Below are 19428 nucleotides of genomic sequence, written 5' to 3'. Positions count from 1 at the left end.
TGTAGCAGGAAGGAACAGCATGACTGATGTAACTGTAAAATCGCTGGCTGCTGAGATTCAGACCTCCGTGGACCGCCTGGTACAGCAATTTGCTGATGCAGGGATCCCGAAGTCCGCTGATGACTCGGTGACCGCGCAAGAAAAACAAACCTTGTTAACGCACCTGAACCGTGAGCACGGTTCTACGCCTGACAAGTTAACGCTGCAGCGCAAAACGCGCAGCACGTTGAATATTCCTGGTACCGGTGGCAAAAGTAAATCGGTACAAATTGAAGTCCGCAAGACGCGCACCTTTGTAAAACGTGATCCGCAAGAGGCAGAACGCCTTGCCGCGGAAGAGCAGGCACAGCGTGAAGCGGAAGAACAAGCTCAGCGTGAGGCGGAAGCTGCCGCCAAACGCGAGGCAGAATTAAAAGCTGAACGTGAGGCCGCAGAAAAAGCGAAACGCGACGCCAGTGATAAAGTGAAGCGTGACGCTGCGGAAAAAGACAAAGTGAGCAATCAACAGACAGACGAAATGACCAAAACTGCCCAGGCTGAAAAAGCCCGTCGTGAAAATGAAGCTGCCGAACTGAAGCGTAAAGCCGAAGAAGAAGCACGCCGCAAGCTCGAAGAAGAAGCTCGCCGCGTCGCTGAAGAAGCACGCCGTATGGCAGAAGAAAACGAGAAGAACGGTGTGAATACCGTTGAACCGACTGAAGACACCAGCGACTACCACGTCACCACTTCTCAGCACGCACGTCAGGCTGAAGATGACAACGACCGTGAAGTAGAAGGCGGCCGTGGCCGTGGTCGTAATGCAAAAGCTGCGCGTCCTGCTAAGAAAGGTAACAAGCACGCTGAATCCAAAGCCGATCGTGAAGAAGCACGCGCTGCTGTTCGCGGTGGTAAAGGTGGCAAGCGTAAAGGTTCCGCTCTGCAGCAGAGCTTCCAGAAGCCCGCTCAGGCTGTTAACCGTGACGTCGTGATCGGCGAAACCATCACCGTTGGCGAACTGGCGAACAAGATGGCGGTTAAAGGCTCTCAGGTCATCAAAGCGATGATGAAGCTGGGCGCAATGGCGACCATCAACCAGGTTATCGACCAGGAAACCGCGCAGCTGGTTGCCGAAGAGATGGGCCACAAAGTTATCCTGCGTCGTGAAAACGAGCTGGAAGAAGCCGTAATGAGCGACCGTGATACTGGCGCTGCGGCTGAACCGCGTGCACCGGTTGTGACCATTATGGGTCACGTTGACCACGGTAAAACCTCTCTGCTTGACTACATTCGTTCTACGAAAGTTGCCTCTGGCGAAGCGGGTGGTATTACCCAGCACATCGGTGCTTACCACGTAGAAACCGACAACGGTATGATTACCTTCCTGGATACCCCAGGCCACGCAGCGTTTACGTCTATGCGTGCTCGTGGTGCTCAGGCAACGGATATCGTTGTGCTGGTTGTTGCTGCAGACGACGGCGTAATGCCGCAAACCATCGAAGCTATCCAGCACGCGAAAGCGGCGCAGGTGCCTCTGGTTGTTGCAGTCAACAAAATCGATAAGCCAGAAGCCGATCTGGACCGTGTTAAAAACGAACTGTCTCAGTATGGCGTTATGCCGGAAGAGTGGGGCGGTGAAGCACAGTTCATCCCAGTATCTGCTAAAGCGGGTACCGGTATTGACGACCTTCTGAACGCTATCCTGCTGCAGGCTGAAGTTCTGGAGCTGAAAGCCGTTCGTAAAGGTATGGCGAGCGGTGCGGTGATCGAATCCTTCCTGGATAAAGGTCGTGGCCCGGTTGCAACCGTTCTGGTTCGTGAAGGTACCCTGCTTAAGGGCGATATCGTTCTGTGTGGCTTCGAATACGGTCGTGTTCGTGCGATGCGTAACGAACTGGGTCAGGAAGTGCTGGAAGCGGGTCCGTCCATTCCAGTTGAAATCCTCGGTCTGTCCGGTGTGCCGGCTGCCGGTGACGAAGTGACCGTCGTGCGTGACGAGAAGAAAGCGCGTGAAGTGGCACTGTATCGTCAGGGCAAATTCCGTGAAGTTAAACTGGCTCGTCAGCAGAAATCTAAACTCGAGAACATGTTTGCTAACATGACCGAGGGTGAAGTTCACGAAGTGAACGTTGTGCTGAAAGCTGACGTTCAGGGTTCTGTGGAAGCGATCTCCGACTCCTTGCTGAAACTGTCTACCGACGAAGTGAAAGTGAAGATCATCGGTTCTGGCGTAGGTGGTATCACCGAAACCGACGCGACCCTGGCTGCTGCGTCCAACGCCATCCTGGTAGGCTTCAACGTGCGTGCTGATGCTTCTGCTCGCCGCGTGATCGAAGCGGAAAGCCTGGATCTGCGCTACTACTCCGTCATCTATAACCTGATCGACGAAGTGAAAGCGGCGATGAGCGGCATGCTGTCTCCTGAGCTGAAACAGCAGATCATCGGTCTGGCTGAAGTGCGTGACGTGTTCAAATCACCGAAATTCGGTGCGATCGCGGGCTGTATGGTTACCGAAGGTACCATCAAGCGTCACAACCCAATCCGCGTACTGCGTGACAACGTGGTTATCTACGAAGGTGAGCTGGAATCTCTGCGCCGCTTCAAAGATGACGTTAACGAAGTCCGTAACGGCATGGAATGTGGTATCGGTGTGAAGAACTACAACGACGTACGCGTTGGCGATATGATCGAAGTGTTCGAAATCATCGAGATCCAACGCAGCATCGATTAATTGAGATCGTAGGCCGGGTTAGCGAAGCGCCATCCGGCAATTATTTCAAAAGGGGCTTAAGCCCCTTTTTTGTCTGGAGAATTTATTATGGCGAAAGAATTTGGTCGCCCACAGCGCGTGGCGCAGGAAATGCAAAAAGAGATCGCGCTTATCCTGCAACGCGAAATTAAAGACCCTCGCATCGGCGTGATGACCACCGTGTCCGGCGTGGAAATGTCCCGTGACCTGGCCTACGCCAAAGTGTTCGTCACCTTCCTGAACGATCAGGACGAAGCGGCCGTGAAGAACGGCATTAAAGCGCTGCAGGAAGCCTCCGGGTTTATCCGCTCTCTGCTCGGCAAAGCGATGCGTCTGCGTATCGTGCCTGAGCTGACCTTCTTCTACGACAACTCGCTGGTAGAAGGTATGCGCATGTCCAATCTGGTGACCAGCGTGGTGAAACATGACGACGAACGTCGTGTTAACCCGACGGACGACAGCAAGGAGGACTAATGAGTCGTCCTCGTCGTCGTGGTCGCGACGTGCATGGCGTGCTGCTGCTGGACAAACCGCAGGGGGCATCCAGCAACGACGTGCTGCAAAAAGTGAAGCGTCTTTATAACGCCAACCGGGCGGGCCACACCGGCGCGCTCGATCCGCTGGCGACCGGTATGCTGCCGATTTGTCTGGGAGAGGCGACAAAGTTTTCCCAGTATCTGCTCGACTCCGATAAGCGTTACCGCGTTATCGCGAAGCTCGGCCAGCGCACGGATACCTCCGACGCGGATGGCCAGGTCGTGGAAGAACGTCCGGTGACCTTCAGTTCTGAACAGCTTGACGCTGCGCTGGAGAGCTTCCGCGGGGACACGATGCAGGTGCCGTCGATGTATTCCGCCCTGAAATACCAGGGCAAGAAACTCTACGAATATGCGCGTCAGGGCATTGACGTTCCGCGCGAAGCCCGTCCGATAACCGTGTATGAGCTGCTCTTTATTCGCCACGAAGGTGATGAGCTGGAGCTGGAAGTGCACTGTTCCAAAGGGACGTACATTCGCACCATCATCGACGACCTCGGTGAAAAACTAGGCTGCGGTGCGCATGTTATCTACCTGCGCCGTCTGGCGGTGAGTAAGTACCCGGTTGAGCGGATGGTGACGCTTGAGCACCTGCGCGAGCTGGTTGAACAGGCGGAAGTACAGGGGATCGCGCCAGCAGCGTTGCTGGATCCCTTGCTGATGCCAATGGACAGTCCGGCAGCGGACTTCCCGGTGGTTAATCTTCCTTTAACATCGTCCGTTTACTTTAAGAACGGCAACCCGGTTCGCACGGCGGAAGCTCCGCTGGAAGGGCTGGTGCGCGTGACCGAAGGTGACGACGGTAAGTTTATCGGCATGGGCGAAATGGATGGCGAAGGGCGCGTTGCGCCGCGTCGTCTGGTCGTCGAATATCCGGTCGACGCGTGACGGTGATAACGCCTCATCTTGCGATAAGCAGGGGAGACGAGTAGAATATTGCCGCTTAACGCCTGGTAAATTGTTTAACAATCTGCGAGGCGTACATGGGGTCGCTGAATTAGAGATCGGCACCCTTACATTCTTTATACTTTGGAGTTTTAAAATGTCTCTAAGCGTTGAAGCTAAAGCTAAAATCGTTTCTGAGTTTGGTCGTGGTACTAACGACAGCGGTTCTACCGAAGTTCAGGTTGCTCTGCTGACTGCACAGATTAACCACCTGCAGGGTCACTTTGCAGAGCACAAAAAAGATCACCACAGCCGTCGTGGTCTGCTGCGTATGGTTTCTCAGCGTCGTAAACTGCTCGACTACCTGAAACGTAAAGATGTTGCACGTTACACCGCGCTGATCGAGCGTCTGGGTCTGCGTCGCTAAGTCTTGCGAGTTTCAGAAAAGGGGGCCTGATGGCCCCTTTTTTCAACCAGACGGCAGCAATTCACTGGAAACTATTGTATTGTTGCTATAAATGATCTTCATTGCAGAGGTTCGCGCGGCTAATGAGAGGCTTCACCCATGGGGGTGTCGGTTGTCATTAGTCGCGAGGATGCGAAGAAGGTCGGGTTAAATCGACAGCACGCCGGTGGTGTGCTGTCATACATTTAAGAAAGGACAGAATTTTGCTGAATCCGATCGTTCGTAAATTCCAGTATGGTCAACATACCGTCACGCTGGAAACCGGCATGATGGCACGTCAGGCTACTGCTGCCGTTATGGTAAGCATGGATGACACCGCGGTGTTCGTCACCGTAGTGGGCCAGAAAAAAGCTAAACCAGGTCAGGACTTCTTCCCGCTGACCGTTAACTACCAGGAGCGTACCTACGCTGCCGGTAAAATCCCTGGTGGTTTCTTCCGTCGTGAAGGCCGTCCAAGCGAAGGCGAAACCCTGATCGCGCGTCTGATTGACCGCCCGGTTCGTCCGCTGTTCCCGGAAGGCTTCGTTAACGAAGTACAGGTTATCGCAACCGTAGTTTCCGTTAACCCACAGGTTAACCCGGACATCGTTGCGATGATCGGTGCATCTGCTGCCCTGTCACTGTCTGGTATTCCATTCAATGGCCCAATCGGTGCCGCGCGCGTGGGTTACATCAATGACCAGTACGTGCTGAACCCAACTCAGGAAGAGCTGAAAGAAAGTAAGCTGGACCTGGTTGTTGCCGGTACTGAAGCGGCGGTTCTGATGGTTGAATCCGAAGCAGAACTGTTGAGCGAAGACCAGATGCTGGGCGCAGTGGTCTTCGGCCACGATCAGCAGCAGATTGTTATCCAGAACATCAACGACCTGGTGAAAGAAGCCGGTAAGCCACGTTGGGACTGGCAGCCAGAAGCAGCAAACGACGCGCTGAACGCACGTGTTGCGGCACTGGCAGAGTCTCGTCTGAGCGACGCGTACCGCATCACCGACAAACAGGAGCGCTATGCTCAGGTTGATGTGATCAAATCTGAAGTGACCGCGACCCTGGTTGCTGAAGACGAAACGCTGGACGCTAACGAAATTGGCGAAATCCTGCACGCTATCGAGAAAAACGTTGTTCGTAGCCGCGTACTGGCCGGCGAGCCGCGTATTGATGGCCGTGAAAAAGACATGATCCGTGGTCTGGATGTGCGTACTGGCGTACTGCCACGTACTCACGGTTCCGCACTGTTTACCCGTGGTGAAACGCAGGCCCTGGTCACCGCGACCCTGGGTACCGCTCGTGACGCACAGATCATCGACGAACTGATGGGCGAGCGCACTGACAACTTCTTGTTCCACTACAACTTCCCTCCGTACTCCGTAGGGGAAACCGGCATGGTTGGCTCGCCGAAGCGTCGTGAAATTGGTCACGGTCGTCTGGCGAAGCGCGGCGTGCTGGCCGTGATGCCAGAAGCTGACAAATTCCCGTACACCGTACGTGTGGTGTCTGAAATCACCGAATCTAACGGTTCTTCTTCCATGGCTTCCGTATGTGGTGCTTCTCTGGCACTGATGGATGCAGGCGTGCCGATCAAAGCCGCTGTTGCGGGTATCGCAATGGGCCTGGTGAAAGAAGGCGACAACTTCGTTGTTCTGTCTGACATTCTGGGTGACGAAGATCACCTCGGCGATATGGACTTCAAAGTGGCGGGTTCCCGCGACGGTATCTCTGCACTGCAGATGGATATCAAAATTGAAGGTATCACCAAAGAGATCATGCAGGTTGCTCTGAACCAGGCTAAAGGTGCGCGTCTGCACATCCTGGGCGTGATGGAACAGGCGATTAACGCGCCGCGTGGCGACATTTCTCAGTTCGCTCCACGTATCCACACCATCAAGATCAATCCAGACAAGATCAAAGATGTTATCGGTAAGGGCGGTTCCGTAATCCGTGCGCTGACCGAAGAGACGGGCACCACCATCGAAATCGAAGATGACGGTACTGTGAAGATCGCAGCAACTGACGGCGAGAAAGCGAAATTCGCTATCCGTCGTATCGAAGAGATCACCGCTGAAATCGAAGTGGGCCGTATCTACAACGGTAAAGTGACCCGTATCGTTGACTTTGGCGCGTTCGTTGCCATCGGTGGCGGTAAAGAAGGTCTGGTTCACATCTCTCAGATCGCTGACAAGCGCGTTGAGAAAGTGACCGATTACCTGCAGATGGGTCAGGAAGTACCGGTTAAAGTTCTGGAAGTTGACCGCCAGGGCCGTATCCGTCTGAGCATTAAAGAAGCAACCGAGCAGTCTCAGCCTGCTGCGGCGCCGGAAACTCCGGCTGCTGAACAGCAAGGCGAGTAAGGTTGCCATTTGCCCTCCGCATTGCGGAGGGCCTGGTATCAGGCAGGACGCCTTGTTAAGCCGCCGGGGGACAGGACGTTCATCCAATAGTTGTCTTCGGGAGTGGGAAATGAAGCCTTTTTTGCGCTGGTGTTTCGTTGCGACAGCTTTAACGCTGGCAGGATGCAGCAACTCTGCCTGGCGTAAGAGCGAAGTCCTCGCAGTGCCATTGCAACCGACTTTGCAGCAGGAAGTGATTCTGGCACGCATGGAACAAATTCTTGCCAGTCGGGCTTTAACCGATGACGAACGCGCACAGCTTTTATATGAGCGCGGAGTGTTGTATGATAGTCTCGGTCTGAGGGCATTGGCGCGAAATGATTTTTCACAAGCGCTGGCTATCCGACCTGATATGCCTGAAGTATTCAATTACTTAGGCATTTATTTAACGCAGGCAGGCAATTTTGATGCTGCCTATGAAGCGTTTGATTCTGTACTTGAGCTTGATCCAACTTACAACTACGCGCACTTGAATCGCGGTATCGCATTGTACTACGGCGGTCGTGATAAGTTAGCGCAAGATGATCTGCTGGCGTTTTATCAAGACGATCCTAATGATCCTTTCCGTAGCCTGTGGCTTTACATCGTTGAGCAGAAGCTCGATGAGAAGCAGGCAAAAGAGGCCCTGAAACAGCGCTTCGATAAATCGGACAAGGAACAGTGGGGATGGAACATTGTCGAGTTCTACCTGGGCAACATTAGCGAAGCAACGCTGATGGAACGCCTCAAGGCGGACGCAACGGATAACACCTCGCTCGCTGAGCATCTCAGTGAAACCAACTTCTATTTAGGTAAGTACTACCTAAGTCTGGGGGATAAGGACAGCGCTACGGCACTGTTCAAATTAGCGGTTGCTAACAACGTACACAACTTCGTTGAGCACCGTTATGCATTGTTGGAATTATCGCTCTTGGGCCAGGAGCAAGACGACCTGGCAGAATCGGACCAGCAATAGCTGACGACATAAACATCAGCCCGTAATCTTTTGATTGCCATCACCTTAACTGGTGAGGGCGTTGTTGTTCGTCAATACACCTACTTTGAGCCGGTTCACACTTTTCAATGAAAATTGCTAATCATTTTCACGATGAGCTAAGTAGACTGGCCGCCATTAATATCGAGGCACTTGTACTACATGGCTGAATTCGAAACCACTTTTGCAGATCTGGGCCTGAAGGCTCCTATCCTTGAAGCCCTTAACGATCTGGGTTACGAAAAACCATCTCCGATCCAGGCTGAGTGTATCCCACACCTGCTTTCTGGTCGTGACGTGCTGGGCATGGCCCAGACTGGTAGCGGTAAAACTGCAGCGTTCTCGCTGCCGCTGCTGAACAACATCGATCCGGACCTGCGTGCACCGCAGATCCTTGTCCTGGCTCCAACCCGTGAACTGGCTGTTCAGGTTGCTGAAGCCATGACGGAATTCTCTAAACATATGCGCGGCGTAAACGTGGTAGCCCTTTACGGTGGCCAGCGTTATGACGTGCAGTTACGCGCCCTGCGCCAGGGCCCACAGATTGTTGTCGGTACGCCGGGCCGTCTGCTGGATCACCTGAAGCGCGGTACGCTGGATCTCTCTAAACTGAGTGGTCTGGTACTGGACGAAGCAGATGAAATGCTGCGTATGGGCTTCATCGAAGACGTCGAAACCATCATGGCGCAGATCCCAGAAGGTCATCAGACCGCGCTGTTCTCTGCTACCATGCCAGAAGCGATTCGTCGTATCACCAAACGCTTCATGAAAGATCCTCAGGAAGTGCGTATTCAGTCCAGCGTCACCACTCGCCCGGACATCAGCCAGAGCTACTGGTCTGTGTACGGCATGCGCAAAAACGAAGCGCTGGTACGTTTCCTGGAAGCGGAAGATTTTGATGCGGCGATTATCTTCGTGCGTACCAAAAACGCGACCCTGGAAGTGGCTGAAGCGCTGGAGCGTAACGGCTACAACAGCGCAGCACTGAACGGTGACATGAACCAGGCTCTGCGTGAGCAGACGCTGGAGCGCCTGAAAGACGGTCGTCTGGATATCCTGATTGCAACCGACGTGGCAGCACGTGGTCTGGACGTTGAGCGTATCAGCCTGGTTGTTAACTACGACATCCCGATGGATTCCGAGTCTTACGTTCACCGTATCGGCCGTACCGGTCGTGCGGGTCGTGCGGGCCGTGCGCTGCTGTTCGTTGAGAACCGCGAGCGTCGTCTGCTGCGTAACATCGAACGCACCATGAAGCTGACTATTCCAGAAGCTGAACTGCCAAACGCAGAACTGCTGGGCAAACGCCGTCTGGAAAAATTCGCCGCGAAAGTACAGCAGCAGCTGGAAAGCAGCGATCTGGATCAGTACCGTGCACTGCTGTCGCAGATTCAGCCTACGGCTGAAGGCGAAGAGCTGGACATGGAAACCCTGGCTGCGGCACTGCTGAAAATGGCGCAGGGCGAACGTACTCTGATCGTGCCACCTGATGCGCCAATGCGTCCTAAGCGTGAATTCCGTGACCGTGACGATCGCTTTGAACGTCGTGGCGACCGTAACGATCGTGGCCCACGTGGTGACCGTCCAGAGCGTGGTGGTGAAGACCGTCCACGTCGTGAACGCCGTGAAGCGGGCGATATGGAACTGTACCGCATTGAAGTGGGCCGTGATGATGGTGTTGAAGTTCGTCACATCGTTGGCGCGATCGCTAACGAAGGCGACATCAGCAGCCGTTACATCGGTAACATCAAGCTGTTCGCATCCCACTCTACCATCGAGCTGCCAAAAGGTATGCCGGGCGAAGTACTGCAGCACTTTACTCGCACCCGCATCCTGAACAAGCCGATGAACATGCAGCTGCTGGGCGATGCTCAGCCACGTCCTGACCGTGGTGGCGAACGTCGTGGCGGTGGTCGCAGTTTCGGCGGCGAGCGTCGTGAAGGCGGTCGCACAGAAGGTCGCGGTGGTGAAGGTCGTCGTTTCTCCGGCGAGCGCCGCGAAAACCGTGGCCCACGTCGTGAAGAAGGCACCAGCCGTCGTCGTTTCGGTGACGCGTAAGCCTTACGCTTCTGACGTAAAGTAAAATATACAGCCCCGATAAATGCTATCGGGGCTTTTTTTATTCCCTTTGTACTCTTGTACTGGTACAGTGCGTCACACTAAAATGCAGAACCGCATAATTGACTGGAGAAAAGGCTGTATGGCGACACTAACCACCACCCAAACGTCACCTTCGCTGCTTGGCGGCGTGGTGATCATCGGCGGAACCATTATAGGTGCCGGGATGTTTTCCCTGCCTGTGGTCATGTCCGGTGCGTGGTTCTTCTGGTCGCTGGCGGCGCTGGTCTTTACCTGGTTCTGTATGCTCCATTCCGGGCTGATGATCCTTGAGGCGAACCTCAACTACCGCATTGGCTCCAGCTTCGACACCATCACCAAAGATCTGCTGGGCAAGGGCTGGAACCTGGTAAACGGGCTTTCCATCGCGTTTGTGCTCTACATTCTGACCTACGCGTACATTTCCGCGAGCGGTTCGATACTGCACCACACCTTTGCTGAGATGTCGCTAAACGTTCCGGCGCGTCTGGCGGGTCTGTGTTTTGCTCTGGGCGTGGCCTTTATCGTCTGGATGAGTACCAAAGCGGTGAGCCGCATGACGGCGATTGTGTTGGGCGCCAAGGTCATCACCTTCTTCCTGACCTTCGGTAGCCTGCTGGGGCACGTCACGCCCGCCACGCTGTTTAATGTCGCGGAAGTGAATACTTCCTACACCCCGTACCTGCTGATGACGCTGCCGTTCTGTCTGGCATCGTTTGGCTACCACGGTAACGTGCCGAGCCTGATGAAGTACTACGGCAAAGATCCACGCACCATCGTGAAGTGTCTGGTCTACGGTACGCTGCTGGCGCTGGGCCTGTATGTAATTTGGCTGCTGGGTACGATGGGCAACATCCCGCGCCCGGCGTTCATCGATATTGCGCAGAAGGGCGGTAACATTGATGTGCTGGTTCAGGCGTTGAGCGGCGTGCTGAACAGCCGTAGCCTGGATCTGCTGCTGGTGATCTTCTCCAACTTTGCCGTGGCGAGCTCTTTCCTCGGCGTGACGCTGGGTCTGTTTGACTACCTGGCGGATCTGTTTGGCTTTGATGATTCCGCGATGGGACGTTTCAAAACGGCGCTGCTGACGTTCCTGCCGCCCGTTGCGGGGGGGCTGCTGTGGCCGAACGGTTTCCTGTACGCCATCGGCTATGCGGGTCTGGCGGCAACCATCTGGGCGGCGATTGTGCCGGCGCTGCTGGCGCGTAAATCACGTAAACGCTTCGGTAGTCCTAAATTCCGCGTCTGGGGTGGCAAACCGATGATTGCACTGATCCTGGTATTTGGTGCTGGCAACGCGGTGGTACACGTGCTGTCGAGCTTTAATCTGTTGCCGGTATACCAGTAAAACGTGCGGCTTGCCCCCTCACCCCGACCCTCTCCCAAAGGGAGAGGGAGCAAAGCAAAAAACTACCCAACCAGCTCCTCTTTCACCTGCATCGCCAAATCAAACGAATGCAAACGCGCCTGGTGATCGAAAATCTGGCCGTTAACCATAATCTCATCCGCCTGCGTTTCACGCAGCACCGCTTCCAGACCGTGCTGCACTTTCGCTTTATCCCCCACCAGCGACATGCTCAGCGCCTGCTGCACGCCATACTGCTCAGAGGCAGACCACAGCTGATGCATATTCTCCACTGGCGGTGGAAGTTGCCCGGTCTCACCGCGGCGCAGCTTCACAAACGCCTGCTGCATGGAGGTAAACAGGAATTCAGCATCGCGATTACTGTCGGCGGCAATGATGTTAATACACACCATCGCGTACGGTTTCTCCAGACGTTCAGACGGTTTAAAGTTCGTACGATAGAGATGCAGAGCCTGATGCAGCATATCCGGTGCGAAATGCGAGGCAAACGCAAACGGCAGACCCAGCTGCGCGGCAAGCTGCGCGCTATAAAGACTCGAACCCAGCAGCCACACCGGGATCTTCTCGCCGTAGCCCGGCACCGGGCGCACGTGTGGGTTCGGATCGCGCGCGTCAAACCAGTCAACCAGTTCAGCCACATCGCGCGGGAAGTTGTCGATATCGCCGCTCATATGGCGACGCAGGGCGCGCATGGTCGGCTGGTCGCTACCCGGCGCACGACCCAGCCCCAAATCAATACGGCCAGGATAGAGGGTATTCAGCGTGCCAAACTGCTCGGCAATCACCAGCGGGGCGTGGTTCGGCAGCATCACGCCACCGGAGCCCAGGTGCAATGTCGTTGTGTTCGCCGCCAGATAACCAATCAGAACCGAGGTGGCGGCGCTGGCAATGCCAACCATGTTGTGGTGCTCGGCCAGCCAGTAGCGATGGTAGCCACGCTTTTCAGCCAGTTGAGCCAGATCGAGAGAATGCGAAAAGGCTTCTCTGGCCGAGGAGCCTTGTGGGATCGGCGCCAGGTCCAGCACCGAAAACGGAAGGGTTTTGTCAGTCATAACAGCTCACTTTGTCGACGGTCAATCTTTAATACTGCATTAAAAAATGATAACCGTTGTTAACAAAGTGAGCCTTTTTTAGGCCTGAAGTTCCAGCCCGGCCAGGCGTTTCCAGTAACCATTACAGTCGCTGTTTGCCGTTAGCGGCAGCGGAGCTGCGCCGGTTTCATTTGCGCGGAAGGCGTCCAGCATTGTGAACACGCCGGTATCCAGAGGGGATAAACGCACCATATCCACCAGGCCGTCCATTGACGCCAGTTCGTTGCCCAGGTTATAGACATAGCCGCTCATGGTCTGGATCCCGTTCAGGACAAACACCTGCTGATTTTCCTGGGATAGCACGCTGCGCCCGTTCGGGTACTTGATGCAGCAGGTATCACACTCGTCTTTCGGGCGGTCTTCCGAACGCGCGGTAAAGCAGCGCGCGGAATAAGCCAGCGGAAGATGGCCGTAGCTCAGCACTTCCACTTCAAACTGATTGCGAATGCCGAGATCGTCACACTGCGTCAGCAGGTTTACCAGCCAGTCGCGTGAGAGTTCCACCGGCATACACCAGCGCGTCATTCCCTGTTTGAGCAGCAGGCGCAGCGTGACGGCGTTATAGCAGTTCAATGCATGACCCGCGACGAACGGTAACTTACGTTCGGCGCACATGTTCACCACGCCCAGGTCGCTCGCTTCCAGCAGGAACTCACCGTTTTCAACGTAGCGTTTCAGTTCACCCAGTTCGGACGAGGCTTGCACCAGCGCGAGCGTCGAGAGCACCACCTGTTTACCGCTTCCGGCGAGACTTTTCGCCATCTCCAGCCAGTCGCCCACTTTGGTGGCGCGGCGCTTGCTGCACACGGCTTCACCGAGATAAATCACATCAGCGCTGCTGGTGGCGGCCTGTTGGTAAAAATCTTCCAGCGTCTCTTTTGGCCAGTAGTAGAGCACCGGTCCTAATGAATATTTCATGGTTATCTCACTGCCATTTACGGTGATACGCGCCAAGCGTCGTTTGCGTGCCTTCGGACATAGAACCGAGCGTCTCCATCCAGGCTGCCTGCGGAGCATAGTTTTGCGGGTCCGCCATGCAGCGGTCGATAGCCTGACGCCAGACTTTCGCCACCTGGCTCACATAGGCCGGGCTACGCTGGCGACCTTCAATTTTTACCGAGGCAATATTCGCCGCCAGCAGTTCCGGCAGCAGCTCCAGCGTGTTGAGGCTGGTAGGCTCTTCCAGCGCGTGGTAGCGCTCACCGTCAACCAGATATCGGCCTTTGCATAACGTTGGATAACCCGCGTTTTCGCCGTCCTGATAGCGGTCAATCAACACTTCATTCAGGCGTGATTCCAGCCCCTGTGGGGTTTGTTGCCAGCGGACAAAGCGGGCAGGAGAGCAGGCCCCAACGGTATTGGGTGATTTACCGGTTAAATAAGAAGAAAGGTAGCAACGGCCTTCGGCCATGATGCACAGGCTGCCAAAGGCAAAAACTTCCAGCGGCACTGGCGTGACGCGCGCGAGTTGCTTAACCTGATGAATGGAGAGCACGCGGGGCAGCACCACGCGAGCGACGTCAAAGTGTTGATGATAAAAACGCACGGCCTCTTCATTCGTGGCTGATGCCTGAACAGAGACGTGGCGCTCAATATGCGGATAGCGTTCTGCCGCATACTCAAGCATGGCGAGGTCGGCCAGGATTAACGCATCGGCACCCAGCTGTGCGGCCATATCTACCGCGCGCTGCCAGCGGGCATAGCCGTCAGGATGCGCAAAGGTATTAATGGCAATATGCAGTTTGCGGCGGTGCTGGTGAACGAAGTTAACGGCTTCCTGAAGCTTTTTCTCCGTAAAGTTGAGGCCAGCAAAATGGCGGGCGTTGGTATCATCTTTCAGCCCGATATAGACCGCATCGGCCCCATTTTCGATGGCCGCCTTAAGCGCCGGTAGGTTACCGGCAGGGCAGAGCAGCTCCATAAATTATCCTGATGTAGTCGATCGCAAAATTGTTAACGAGCTGGGATTTTAATTAACCCCTGGGCGACAATTTTTGATTTAAGGCAGCTAATGGCGTATTGATGACACCAATAATGAGCGTCACCGGACGACGGTTTGTTGATTTACGCCGCTATGTTGTGCGTCGGATATGGCAAAATAGCGGGACTATTGCTATCAGGGAGTAAAGCTCGTGCTGGATAAACTGCGTTCACGTCTCGTACAATTCGGTCCATCAATGCTGAGCGTGCCGGTGAAACTGGCGCCGTTCGCGCTAAAACGTCAGGTGCTCGAGCAGGTCCTGAGCTGGCAATTCCGCCAGGCGCTGCAGGACGGCGAGCTGGAGTTTCTGGAAGGCCGCTGGCTGAGCATTGAGGTGCGTGACATCGGGCTGCGCTGGTTTACCTCGGTTGAGAATGATCAACTCATTGTGCGTGAGTCCGCCGAGGCGGATGTGAGCTTTAGCGCCAGTGCCAGCGATCTGCTGATGATCGCCGCGCGTAAACAGGATCCGGATACGTTATTCTTCCAGCGCCGTCTGGTCATTGAAGGCGATACGGAGCTGGGTCTGTACGTGAAAAATTTAATGGATGCCATTGAGCTGGAGCAGATGCCGAAAGCGCTGCGCGTGATGCTGATGCAAATGGCAGATTTCGTTGAGGCTGGGCTGAAAACCCCGCCTGACAGTAAACACACTTCAGTAGGTGAGCCATGCTGATTCGAGTCGAAATTGGGATTGATGCACCGGGTATCGATGCGTTGTTACGCCGCGCTTTTGAGAGCGATGCGGAGGCCCAACTGGTCCACGATCTCCGTGAAGACGGCCTGATTACTTTAGGGCTGGTAGCCACCGATGACGAAGGTCAGGTTGTTGGCTATGTTGCCTTCAGCCCGGTAATTGTTCATGGCGAAGATCTGCAGTGGGTAGGCATGGCACCGCTGGCGGTCGATGAGAACTATCGCGGCCAGGGCCTGGCGCGCCAGCTGGTGTATGAAGGGCTGGACTCGCTGAATGAGTTTGGCTATGCCGCCGTGGTCACGCTGGGCGATCCGGCATTTTATGGCCGCTTAGGCTTCGAGCAGGCCGCGCATTACGATCTGCGCTGCCGCTGGCCGGGTACCGAATCCGCCTTCCAGGTACATCGCCTGGCGGATGATGCCCTGAACGGTGTGAGTGGCCTGGTTGATTACCACGATCACTTCAATCGTTTCTGAGCAGGCTTTCGCGTAGCGCCTCAAAGGAGCCGTCTCCGGTAACGAGGCGCTCTTTCTGGCGCTTCGTCAGCTGTTTAATCCGGTATTCCAGCCTGAGCGCCAGCGACCTGTCGCCGACGGCGGCGTAAAAAGCCAGCTGAAGTTCACCTTTCCCCCGCAGCGCTTTTGCCCCTTTCCCCGTTTGATGTTGTAAAAAACGCCGCGCCACATCGGTAGTGATCCCGGTGTAGAGTGCGTTATCAGCGGTTCGGACGAGATAGAGAAACCAGCACACGGTAAACAGATTCAGTATGTTAAGGTGAACGCACCATAGCATGAGAGAGAGCGAAAATGGAAACACTGGCAGCCATTAACCGCTGGCTGGCGAAGCAGCATGTCGTCACCTGGTGCGTCTGTAAAGACGAAGAGATGTGGTGCGCGAACGCCTTTTATTACTACGATCCCAAGCGCGTAGCGTTCTATGTCATGAGCGAAGACAAAACGCGGCATGCGCAAATGACCGGCCAGCAGGCGAAGGTGGCGGGTACGGTAAATGGCCAGCCCAAAACGGTCGCGCTGATCCGTGGCGTGCAGTTCAAGGGAGAGATCCGTCGGCTGGAGGGAGAAGAGAGCGACGCGCGCCGTAAGCACTACACGCGCCGCTTCCCGGTTGCCGCTGCGCTAAAAGCCCCGGTGTGGGAAATCCGCCTCGATGAGCTGAAATTTACCGACAACACGCTGGGCTTTGGCAAGAAGCTTCACTGGCTACGCGCCGAGCAGGCGTAGCGCTTCCCGGTTAAACGCCGGAAGATCGTCCGGGGTCCGGCTGGTGATCAACTGGTCTTTGTCGTTGACCACTTCCTGATCGTAAAACTCAGCCCCCGCATTTTTCAGATCGATCACGATCGGTTTCACCGCCGTCAGCTTACGTCCGCGGACCACGTCGGCGCTGATCAGCAGCTGCGGGCCGTGACAGATAGCAAAGACTGGTTTTCCGGTAGCGACAAAGTCACGTGTGAAAGTGACGAAACGCTCGTCCCCGCGCAGGGAATCCGGTGAATGGCCGCCGGGTAACAGCAGGGCGTCGAAATCAGACGGGCTGACGTTATCGATAGTTTCGTCGATGGTCACGCTGGCTTCGCCCTTATGGCCTTTCACCGTTTTGCCCGCTTCTTTCTCAATGGTAATGACCTCATGTCCCGCCTTGCGGAATGCCTCTGCAGGAGAGGTGAATTCTGAATCTTCAAACTCGTCGGTAATCAAGACTGCGATTTTCTTGCCCATGCTTCCTCCGTTGTTTTGGCTTCAGACTGATTTTTCTCCGCTTGTGGTAAATACTTACCTGTAACAGACTTCTAAGTGTGGTCGACCACGCTGAGTTCGCAAACGGACAATTCTGTAAAGGGGATACGATGAGCCAGGTACTGATTACGGGCGCAACCGGGCTGGTCGGCGGGCATCTGCTGCGGCTGCTGATCCAGGATCGCCATATTAACTATATCGCCGCACCGACGCGTCGCCCGCTGCTGGATATCTCCGGCGTCTTTAACCCGCACGACCCGCAGCTCACCGACGCGCTGGCGCAGGTGCAGGACCCGATTGATATCGCCTTTTGCTGCCTCGGTACGACGCGGCGTGAGGCGGGCAGTAAAGAAGCCTTTGTCCATGCGGATTACACCCTGGTGGTGGATACCGCACTGACGGCGAAAAAATTGGGGGCAAAGCATTTTCTGGTGGTCAGTTCGCACGGCGCGAGCACCGGCTCGCCGTTTTTTTACAACCAGGTGAAGGGCAAGATGGAAGAGGCGCTGATTGCCCAGAAGTGGGAATATCTGACCATTGTGCGGCCTTCCATGCTGATGGGGCACCGCGACGAACGGCGCTTTAACGAGTCTGTTTTCGCTCCGCTGTTTCGCATCCTGCCGGGTAACTGGAAGTCCATTGAGGCGCGGGATGTCGCGCAGGCGATGCTGAAAGAGGCGCTGGCACCGTCGCAGGAAGGGGTCAATATCATCCCTTCGGCAAAACTGCGTGAAATCGCGCAGGGCGAGGCGTAAACTTCTCCGGCTTATTCAATAACACTCTCCGGGGAATGGTATGACTGGTCAGTCTTCATCTCAGGCGGCGACACCTGTCCAATGGTGGAAGCCCGCACTCTTCTTTCTCGTGGTCATCATTGGCCTCTGGTATGTGAAATGGCAGCCGTACTATGGCAAGGCCTTCACCGCCGCTGAAACGCACAGCATTGGTAAATCGATACTCGCGCAGGCGGATGCCAGCCCGCTGAAGGCGGCGTGGGATTACGCCATGGTCTACTTCCTTGCTGTCTGGAAAGCTGCGGTATTAGGCGTCTTGTTAGGGTCGCTGATTCAGGTACTTATTCCGCGAAACTGGCTGGTGAAAACCCTCGGGCAGCCACGCTTTCAGGGCACCTTGCTGGGGACGATTTTCTCTCTGCCGGGCATGATGTGTTCATGCTGTGCAGCCCCTGTGGCCGCAGGAATGCGCCGTCAGCGTGTCTCGATGGGCGGTGCACTGGCGTTCTGGATGGGCAACCCGCTGCTCAACCCGGCAACGCTGGTGTTTATGGGCTTTGTGCTCGGCTGGCATTTTGCGGCTATCCGCCTGGTTGCCGGGCTGCTGACGGTGCTGGTGGTGGCGACGCTGGTGCAAAATCTGGTGAAAGAGAAAGCGCCAGAGCCCGCTTCTGTTGAGCTGGACATCAGCGAGCCGCAGGGCAGTTTCTTTGCCCGCTGGGGTAAAGCGCTGTGGCAACTTTTCTGGAGCACCATTCCGGTTTATATCCTGGCGGTTCTGGTACTCGGCGCGGCGCGCGTCTGGCTGTTCCCGCATGCGGATGGCGCGATTGATAACACGCTGATGTGGGTGATTGCGATGGCCGTTGCTGGCTGCCTGTTTGTGATCCCAACGGCGGCTGAAATTCCGATTGTTCAGACCATGATGCTGGCTGGCATGGGCACCGCGCCCGCGCTGGCGCTGCTTATCACCTTGCCGGCCATTAGTTTGCCGTCGCTTGTCATGCTGCGTAAGTCTTTCCCGGCAAAAGCGCTGTGGCTGACAGCGGGGCTGGTAGCGTTAAGTGGGGTGCTGGTGGGAAGCATTGCGCTTCTGTGAAAAAAAGCCCGGTGGCGCTACGCTTACCGGGCCTACAAAAATCCCTTCAAGTGAGGTTTTTTTTATTTGATGTAAGTAAACGCGGTGGTGACGTGCTTCACGCCGCTGACCCGGCTGGCGATATCCGCTGCCGCTTTCCCTTCACGGTCGGTAACCAGACCCAGCAGGAACACCTCACCGTTTTCGGTCGTCACTTTTACGTTTGAGGATTTCACCTGATCTGAACCCAGCAGCTGGGAACGGACTTTTGTGGTGATCCAGGTGTCAGACGACGCCGTACCCAGGCTGATTGGCTGGCCCTGACGGATTTCATTGAAGACTTCCGTAGTGCCCTCAACGCCCATGGCGATCTGCTTCGCGCGGCTGGAGAGTTCGGTATTCGGTGACTGACCCGTCAGCAGGACTTTGCCCTGATAAGCCGTCACGTTGATACGCGCTTCTTTCTTAATTTGTTCGTCTTTCGACAGCGCACTGTTGACGCGCAGCTCCAGCGTACCGTCATCCACCTGCGTTCCTACAGAGCGTGGATCGGTCGCCGCTTTGGTGCCTACTGCGGCAGTACCCACGACAGCCGCAGCGATACATCCCTGAAGCAGCAATGCAGACATAAGGACTGCGAGGGTCGATAAAGCCTTCATAA

Annotated in this window: 19 protein-coding genes and 1 pseudogene; 14 read left to right on the top strand and 6 right to left on the bottom strand. The window is 55.5% G+C overall.

All coding sequences use genetic code 11. From position 1 onward, the window contains the following. Window positions 1-19 precede the first annotated feature (19 nt). The 9 genes and pseudogenes from infB (at window position 20) to mtr (ending at window position 11411) form a co-directional block, all read left to right on the top strand. Entirely contained in the window at window positions 20-2707 is a 2688-nt protein-coding gene (gene infB, locus AAER43_RS20145; protein WP_014885373.1) for a translation initiation factor IF-2, read from the top strand. An 87-nt stretch (window positions 2708-2794) separates the two neighbouring features. Beyond that, window positions 2795-3199 carry a 30S ribosome-binding factor RbfA gene (gene rbfA / locus AAER43_RS20140; protein WP_014885372.1) on the top strand — a complete coding sequence of 135 codons (405 nt, stop codon included), beginning with the start codon at window positions 2795-2797 and terminating at the stop codon, window positions 3197-3199. Further along, window positions 3199-4149, top strand: a complete 951-nt coding sequence (gene truB / locus AAER43_RS20135; RefSeq protein ID WP_050861505.1) for a tRNA pseudouridine(55) synthase TruB — start codon at window positions 3199-3201, stop codon at window positions 4147-4149. The genes rbfA and truB overlap by 1 nt, the downstream gene beginning before the upstream one ends. A 154-nt stretch (window positions 4150-4303) precedes the next feature. Next, window positions 4304-4573: a 30S ribosomal protein S15 gene (gene rpsO / locus AAER43_RS20130; RefSeq protein WP_003861789.1), complete on the top strand. Its 270-nt coding sequence runs from the start codon at window positions 4304-4306 to the stop codon at window positions 4571-4573. A gap of 242 nt (window positions 4574-4815) precedes the next feature. Then, window positions 4816-7013, top strand: a pseudogene (pnp, locus tag AAER43_RS20125) (polyribonucleotide nucleotidyltransferase). Window positions 7014-7063: 50 nt separating this feature from the next. Beyond that, on the top strand, window positions 7064-7948 hold the full coding sequence (gene nlpI / locus AAER43_RS20120) for a lipoprotein NlpI (protein ID WP_013098912.1): 885 nt from the start codon (window positions 7064-7066) through the stop codon (window positions 7946-7948). Between the two features lie 107 nt (window positions 7949-8055). Next, window positions 8056-8136 (top strand): protein YrbN, encoded by an 81-nt coding sequence (gene yrbN, locus AAER43_RS20115; RefSeq protein ID WP_097397692.1) that lies wholly within the window; start codon window positions 8056-8058, stop codon window positions 8134-8136. Then, window positions 8129-10024 (top strand): DEAD/DEAH family ATP-dependent RNA helicase, encoded by a 1896-nt coding sequence (locus AAER43_RS20110; protein WP_014885369.1) that lies wholly within the window; start codon window positions 8129-8131, stop codon window positions 10022-10024. The genes yrbN and AAER43_RS20110 overlap by 8 nt, the downstream gene beginning before the upstream one ends. A gap of 142 nt (window positions 10025-10166) precedes the next feature. Next, complete coding sequence (gene mtr, locus AAER43_RS20105; protein WP_057057657.1) at window positions 10167-11411, top strand: tryptophan permease; 1245 nt, start codon at window positions 10167-10169, stop codon at window positions 11409-11411. A 62-nt stretch (window positions 11412-11473) separates the two neighbouring features. Here the strand turns inward: mtr and AAER43_RS20100 are convergent, their stop codons facing one another. The 3 genes from AAER43_RS20100 to AAER43_RS20090 all read right to left on the bottom strand — a co-directional run bounded on the left by AAER43_RS20100 (window position 11474) and on the right by AAER43_RS20090 (window position 14441). Beyond that, window positions 11474-12481, bottom strand: a complete 1008-nt coding sequence (locus tag AAER43_RS20100) for an LLM class flavin-dependent oxidoreductase (protein ID WP_050861502.1) — start codon at window positions 12479-12481, stop codon at window positions 11474-11476. 78 nt (window positions 12482-12559) lie between these two features. Continuing rightward, complete coding sequence (locus AAER43_RS20095) at window positions 12560-13438, bottom strand: U32 family peptidase (protein WP_050861500.1); 879 nt, start codon at window positions 13436-13438, stop codon at window positions 12560-12562. A 7-nt stretch (window positions 13439-13445) separates the two neighbouring features. After that, complete coding sequence (locus tag AAER43_RS20090) at window positions 13446-14441, bottom strand: peptidase U32 family protein (RefSeq protein WP_050861498.1); 996 nt, start codon at window positions 14439-14441, stop codon at window positions 13446-13448. Between the two features lie 211 nt (window positions 14442-14652). On the opposite strand from AAER43_RS20090, the gene AAER43_RS20085 reads away from it, so the two are divergent. After that, complete coding sequence (locus tag AAER43_RS20085) at window positions 14653-15177, top strand: SCP2 domain-containing protein (protein WP_014885365.1); 525 nt, start codon at window positions 14653-14655, stop codon at window positions 15175-15177. Beyond that, on the top strand, window positions 15171-15674 hold the full coding sequence (locus tag AAER43_RS20080; protein WP_050861492.1) for an N-acetyltransferase: 504 nt from the start codon (window positions 15171-15173) through the stop codon (window positions 15672-15674). The genes AAER43_RS20085 and AAER43_RS20080 overlap by 7 nt, the downstream gene beginning before the upstream one ends. On the opposite strand, the gene AAER43_RS20075 is transcribed toward AAER43_RS20080, so the two are convergent. Further along, complete coding sequence (locus AAER43_RS20075) at window positions 15661-15990, bottom strand: GIY-YIG nuclease family protein (protein WP_023331388.1); 330 nt, start codon at window positions 15988-15990, stop codon at window positions 15661-15663. The two genes, AAER43_RS20080 and AAER43_RS20075, sit on opposite strands and share 14 nt — an antisense overlap. Window positions 15991-16004: 14 nt before the next feature. Between AAER43_RS20075 and AAER43_RS20070 the strand changes: the two genes are divergently transcribed. Continuing rightward, window positions 16005-16439 (top strand): YhbP family protein, encoded by a 435-nt coding sequence (locus tag AAER43_RS20070; protein WP_050861490.1) that lies wholly within the window; start codon window positions 16005-16007, stop codon window positions 16437-16439. Here AAER43_RS20070 and AAER43_RS20065 read toward each other — a convergent pair. Then, the gene (locus AAER43_RS20065; RefSeq protein WP_014885361.1) at window positions 16419-16937 is read right to left on the bottom strand and encodes a type 1 glutamine amidotransferase domain-containing protein; all 519 of its coding nucleotides are present in this window, start codon (window positions 16935-16937) and stop codon (window positions 16419-16421) included. The genes AAER43_RS20070 and AAER43_RS20065 overlap by 21 nt on opposite strands. Before the next feature lie 128 nt (window positions 16938-17065). Between AAER43_RS20065 and AAER43_RS20060 the strand changes: the two genes are divergently transcribed. After that, a complete protein-coding gene (locus tag AAER43_RS20060; protein WP_014885360.1) occupies window positions 17066-17710 on the top strand; it encodes an NAD(P)H-binding protein in 645 nt (214 codons plus the stop codon). Window positions 17711-17750: 40 nt separating this feature from the next. After that, window positions 17751-18788 (top strand): permease, encoded by a 1038-nt coding sequence (locus AAER43_RS20055; RefSeq protein ID WP_023337853.1) that lies wholly within the window; start codon window positions 17751-17753, stop codon window positions 18786-18788. A gap of 62 nt (window positions 18789-18850) precedes the next feature. Here the strand turns inward: AAER43_RS20055 and dolP are convergent, their stop codons facing one another. Further along, a complete protein-coding gene (gene dolP, locus AAER43_RS20050; protein WP_014171764.1) occupies window positions 18851-19426 on the bottom strand; it encodes a division/outer membrane stress-associated lipid-binding lipoprotein in 576 nt (191 codons plus the stop codon). Window positions 19427-19428 lie beyond the last annotated feature (2 nt).

Origin of the sequence: Enterobacter sp. FUJ80071 (assembly GCF_038739915.1) — a bacterium.
Lineage (GTDB): Bacteria > Pseudomonadota > Gammaproteobacteria > Enterobacterales > Enterobacteriaceae > Enterobacter > Enterobacter kobei.
The sequence above is the reverse complement of the archived record's forward strand: the minus strand, read 5'-3'. Positions and strand labels throughout refer to the sequence as shown.

Excerpts from the sequence above, each read along its gene's own strand:
- infB (WP_014885373.1), top strand. The coding sequence starts at position 20 with ATGACTGATGTAACTGTAAAATCGCTGGCTGCTGAGATTCAGACCTCC.
- rbfA (WP_014885372.1), top strand. The coding sequence starts at position 2,795 with ATGGCGAAAGAATTTGGTCGCCCACAGCGCGTGGCGCAGGAAATGCAA.
- truB (WP_050861505.1), top strand. The coding sequence starts at position 3,199 with ATGAGTCGTCCTCGTCGTCGTGGTCGCGACGTGCATGGCGTGCTGCTG.
- rpsO (WP_003861789.1), top strand. The coding sequence starts at position 4,304 with ATGTCTCTAAGCGTTGAAGCTAAAGCTAAAATCGTTTCTGAGTTTGGT.
- nlpI (WP_013098912.1), top strand. The coding sequence starts at position 7,064 with ATGAAGCCTTTTTTGCGCTGGTGTTTCGTTGCGACAGCTTTAACGCTG.
- yrbN (WP_097397692.1), top strand. The coding sequence starts at position 8,056 with ATGAAAATTGCTAATCATTTTCACGATGAGCTAAGTAGACTGGCCGCC.
- AAER43_RS20110 (WP_014885369.1), top strand. The coding sequence starts at position 8,129 with ATGGCTGAATTCGAAACCACTTTTGCAGATCTGGGCCTGAAGGCTCCT.
- mtr (WP_057057657.1), top strand. The coding sequence starts at position 10,167 with ATGGCGACACTAACCACCACCCAAACGTCACCTTCGCTGCTTGGCGGC.
- AAER43_RS20100 (WP_050861502.1), bottom strand. The coding sequence starts at position 12,481 with ATGACTGACAAAACCCTTCCGTTTTCGGTGCTGGACCTGGCGCCGATC.
- AAER43_RS20095 (WP_050861500.1), bottom strand. The coding sequence starts at position 13,438 with ATGAAATATTCATTAGGACCGGTGCTCTACTACTGGCCAAAAGAGACG.
- AAER43_RS20090 (WP_050861498.1), bottom strand. The coding sequence starts at position 14,441 with ATGGAGCTGCTCTGCCCTGCCGGTAACCTACCGGCGCTTAAGGCGGCC.
- AAER43_RS20080 (WP_050861492.1), top strand. The coding sequence starts at position 15,171 with ATGCTGATTCGAGTCGAAATTGGGATTGATGCACCGGGTATCGATGCG.
- AAER43_RS20075 (WP_023331388.1), bottom strand. The coding sequence starts at position 15,990 with ATGCTATGGTGCGTTCACCTTAACATACTGAATCTGTTTACCGTGTGC.
- AAER43_RS20070 (WP_050861490.1), top strand. The coding sequence starts at position 16,005 with ATGGAAACACTGGCAGCCATTAACCGCTGGCTGGCGAAGCAGCATGTC.
- AAER43_RS20065 (WP_014885361.1), bottom strand. The coding sequence starts at position 16,937 with ATGGGCAAGAAAATCGCAGTCTTGATTACCGACGAGTTTGAAGATTCA.
- AAER43_RS20060 (WP_014885360.1), top strand. The coding sequence starts at position 17,066 with ATGAGCCAGGTACTGATTACGGGCGCAACCGGGCTGGTCGGCGGGCAT.
- AAER43_RS20055 (WP_023337853.1), top strand. The coding sequence starts at position 17,751 with ATGACTGGTCAGTCTTCATCTCAGGCGGCGACACCTGTCCAATGGTGG.
- dolP (WP_014171764.1), bottom strand. The coding sequence starts at position 19,426 with ATGAAGGCTTTATCGACCCTCGCAGTCCTTATGTCTGCATTGCTGCTT.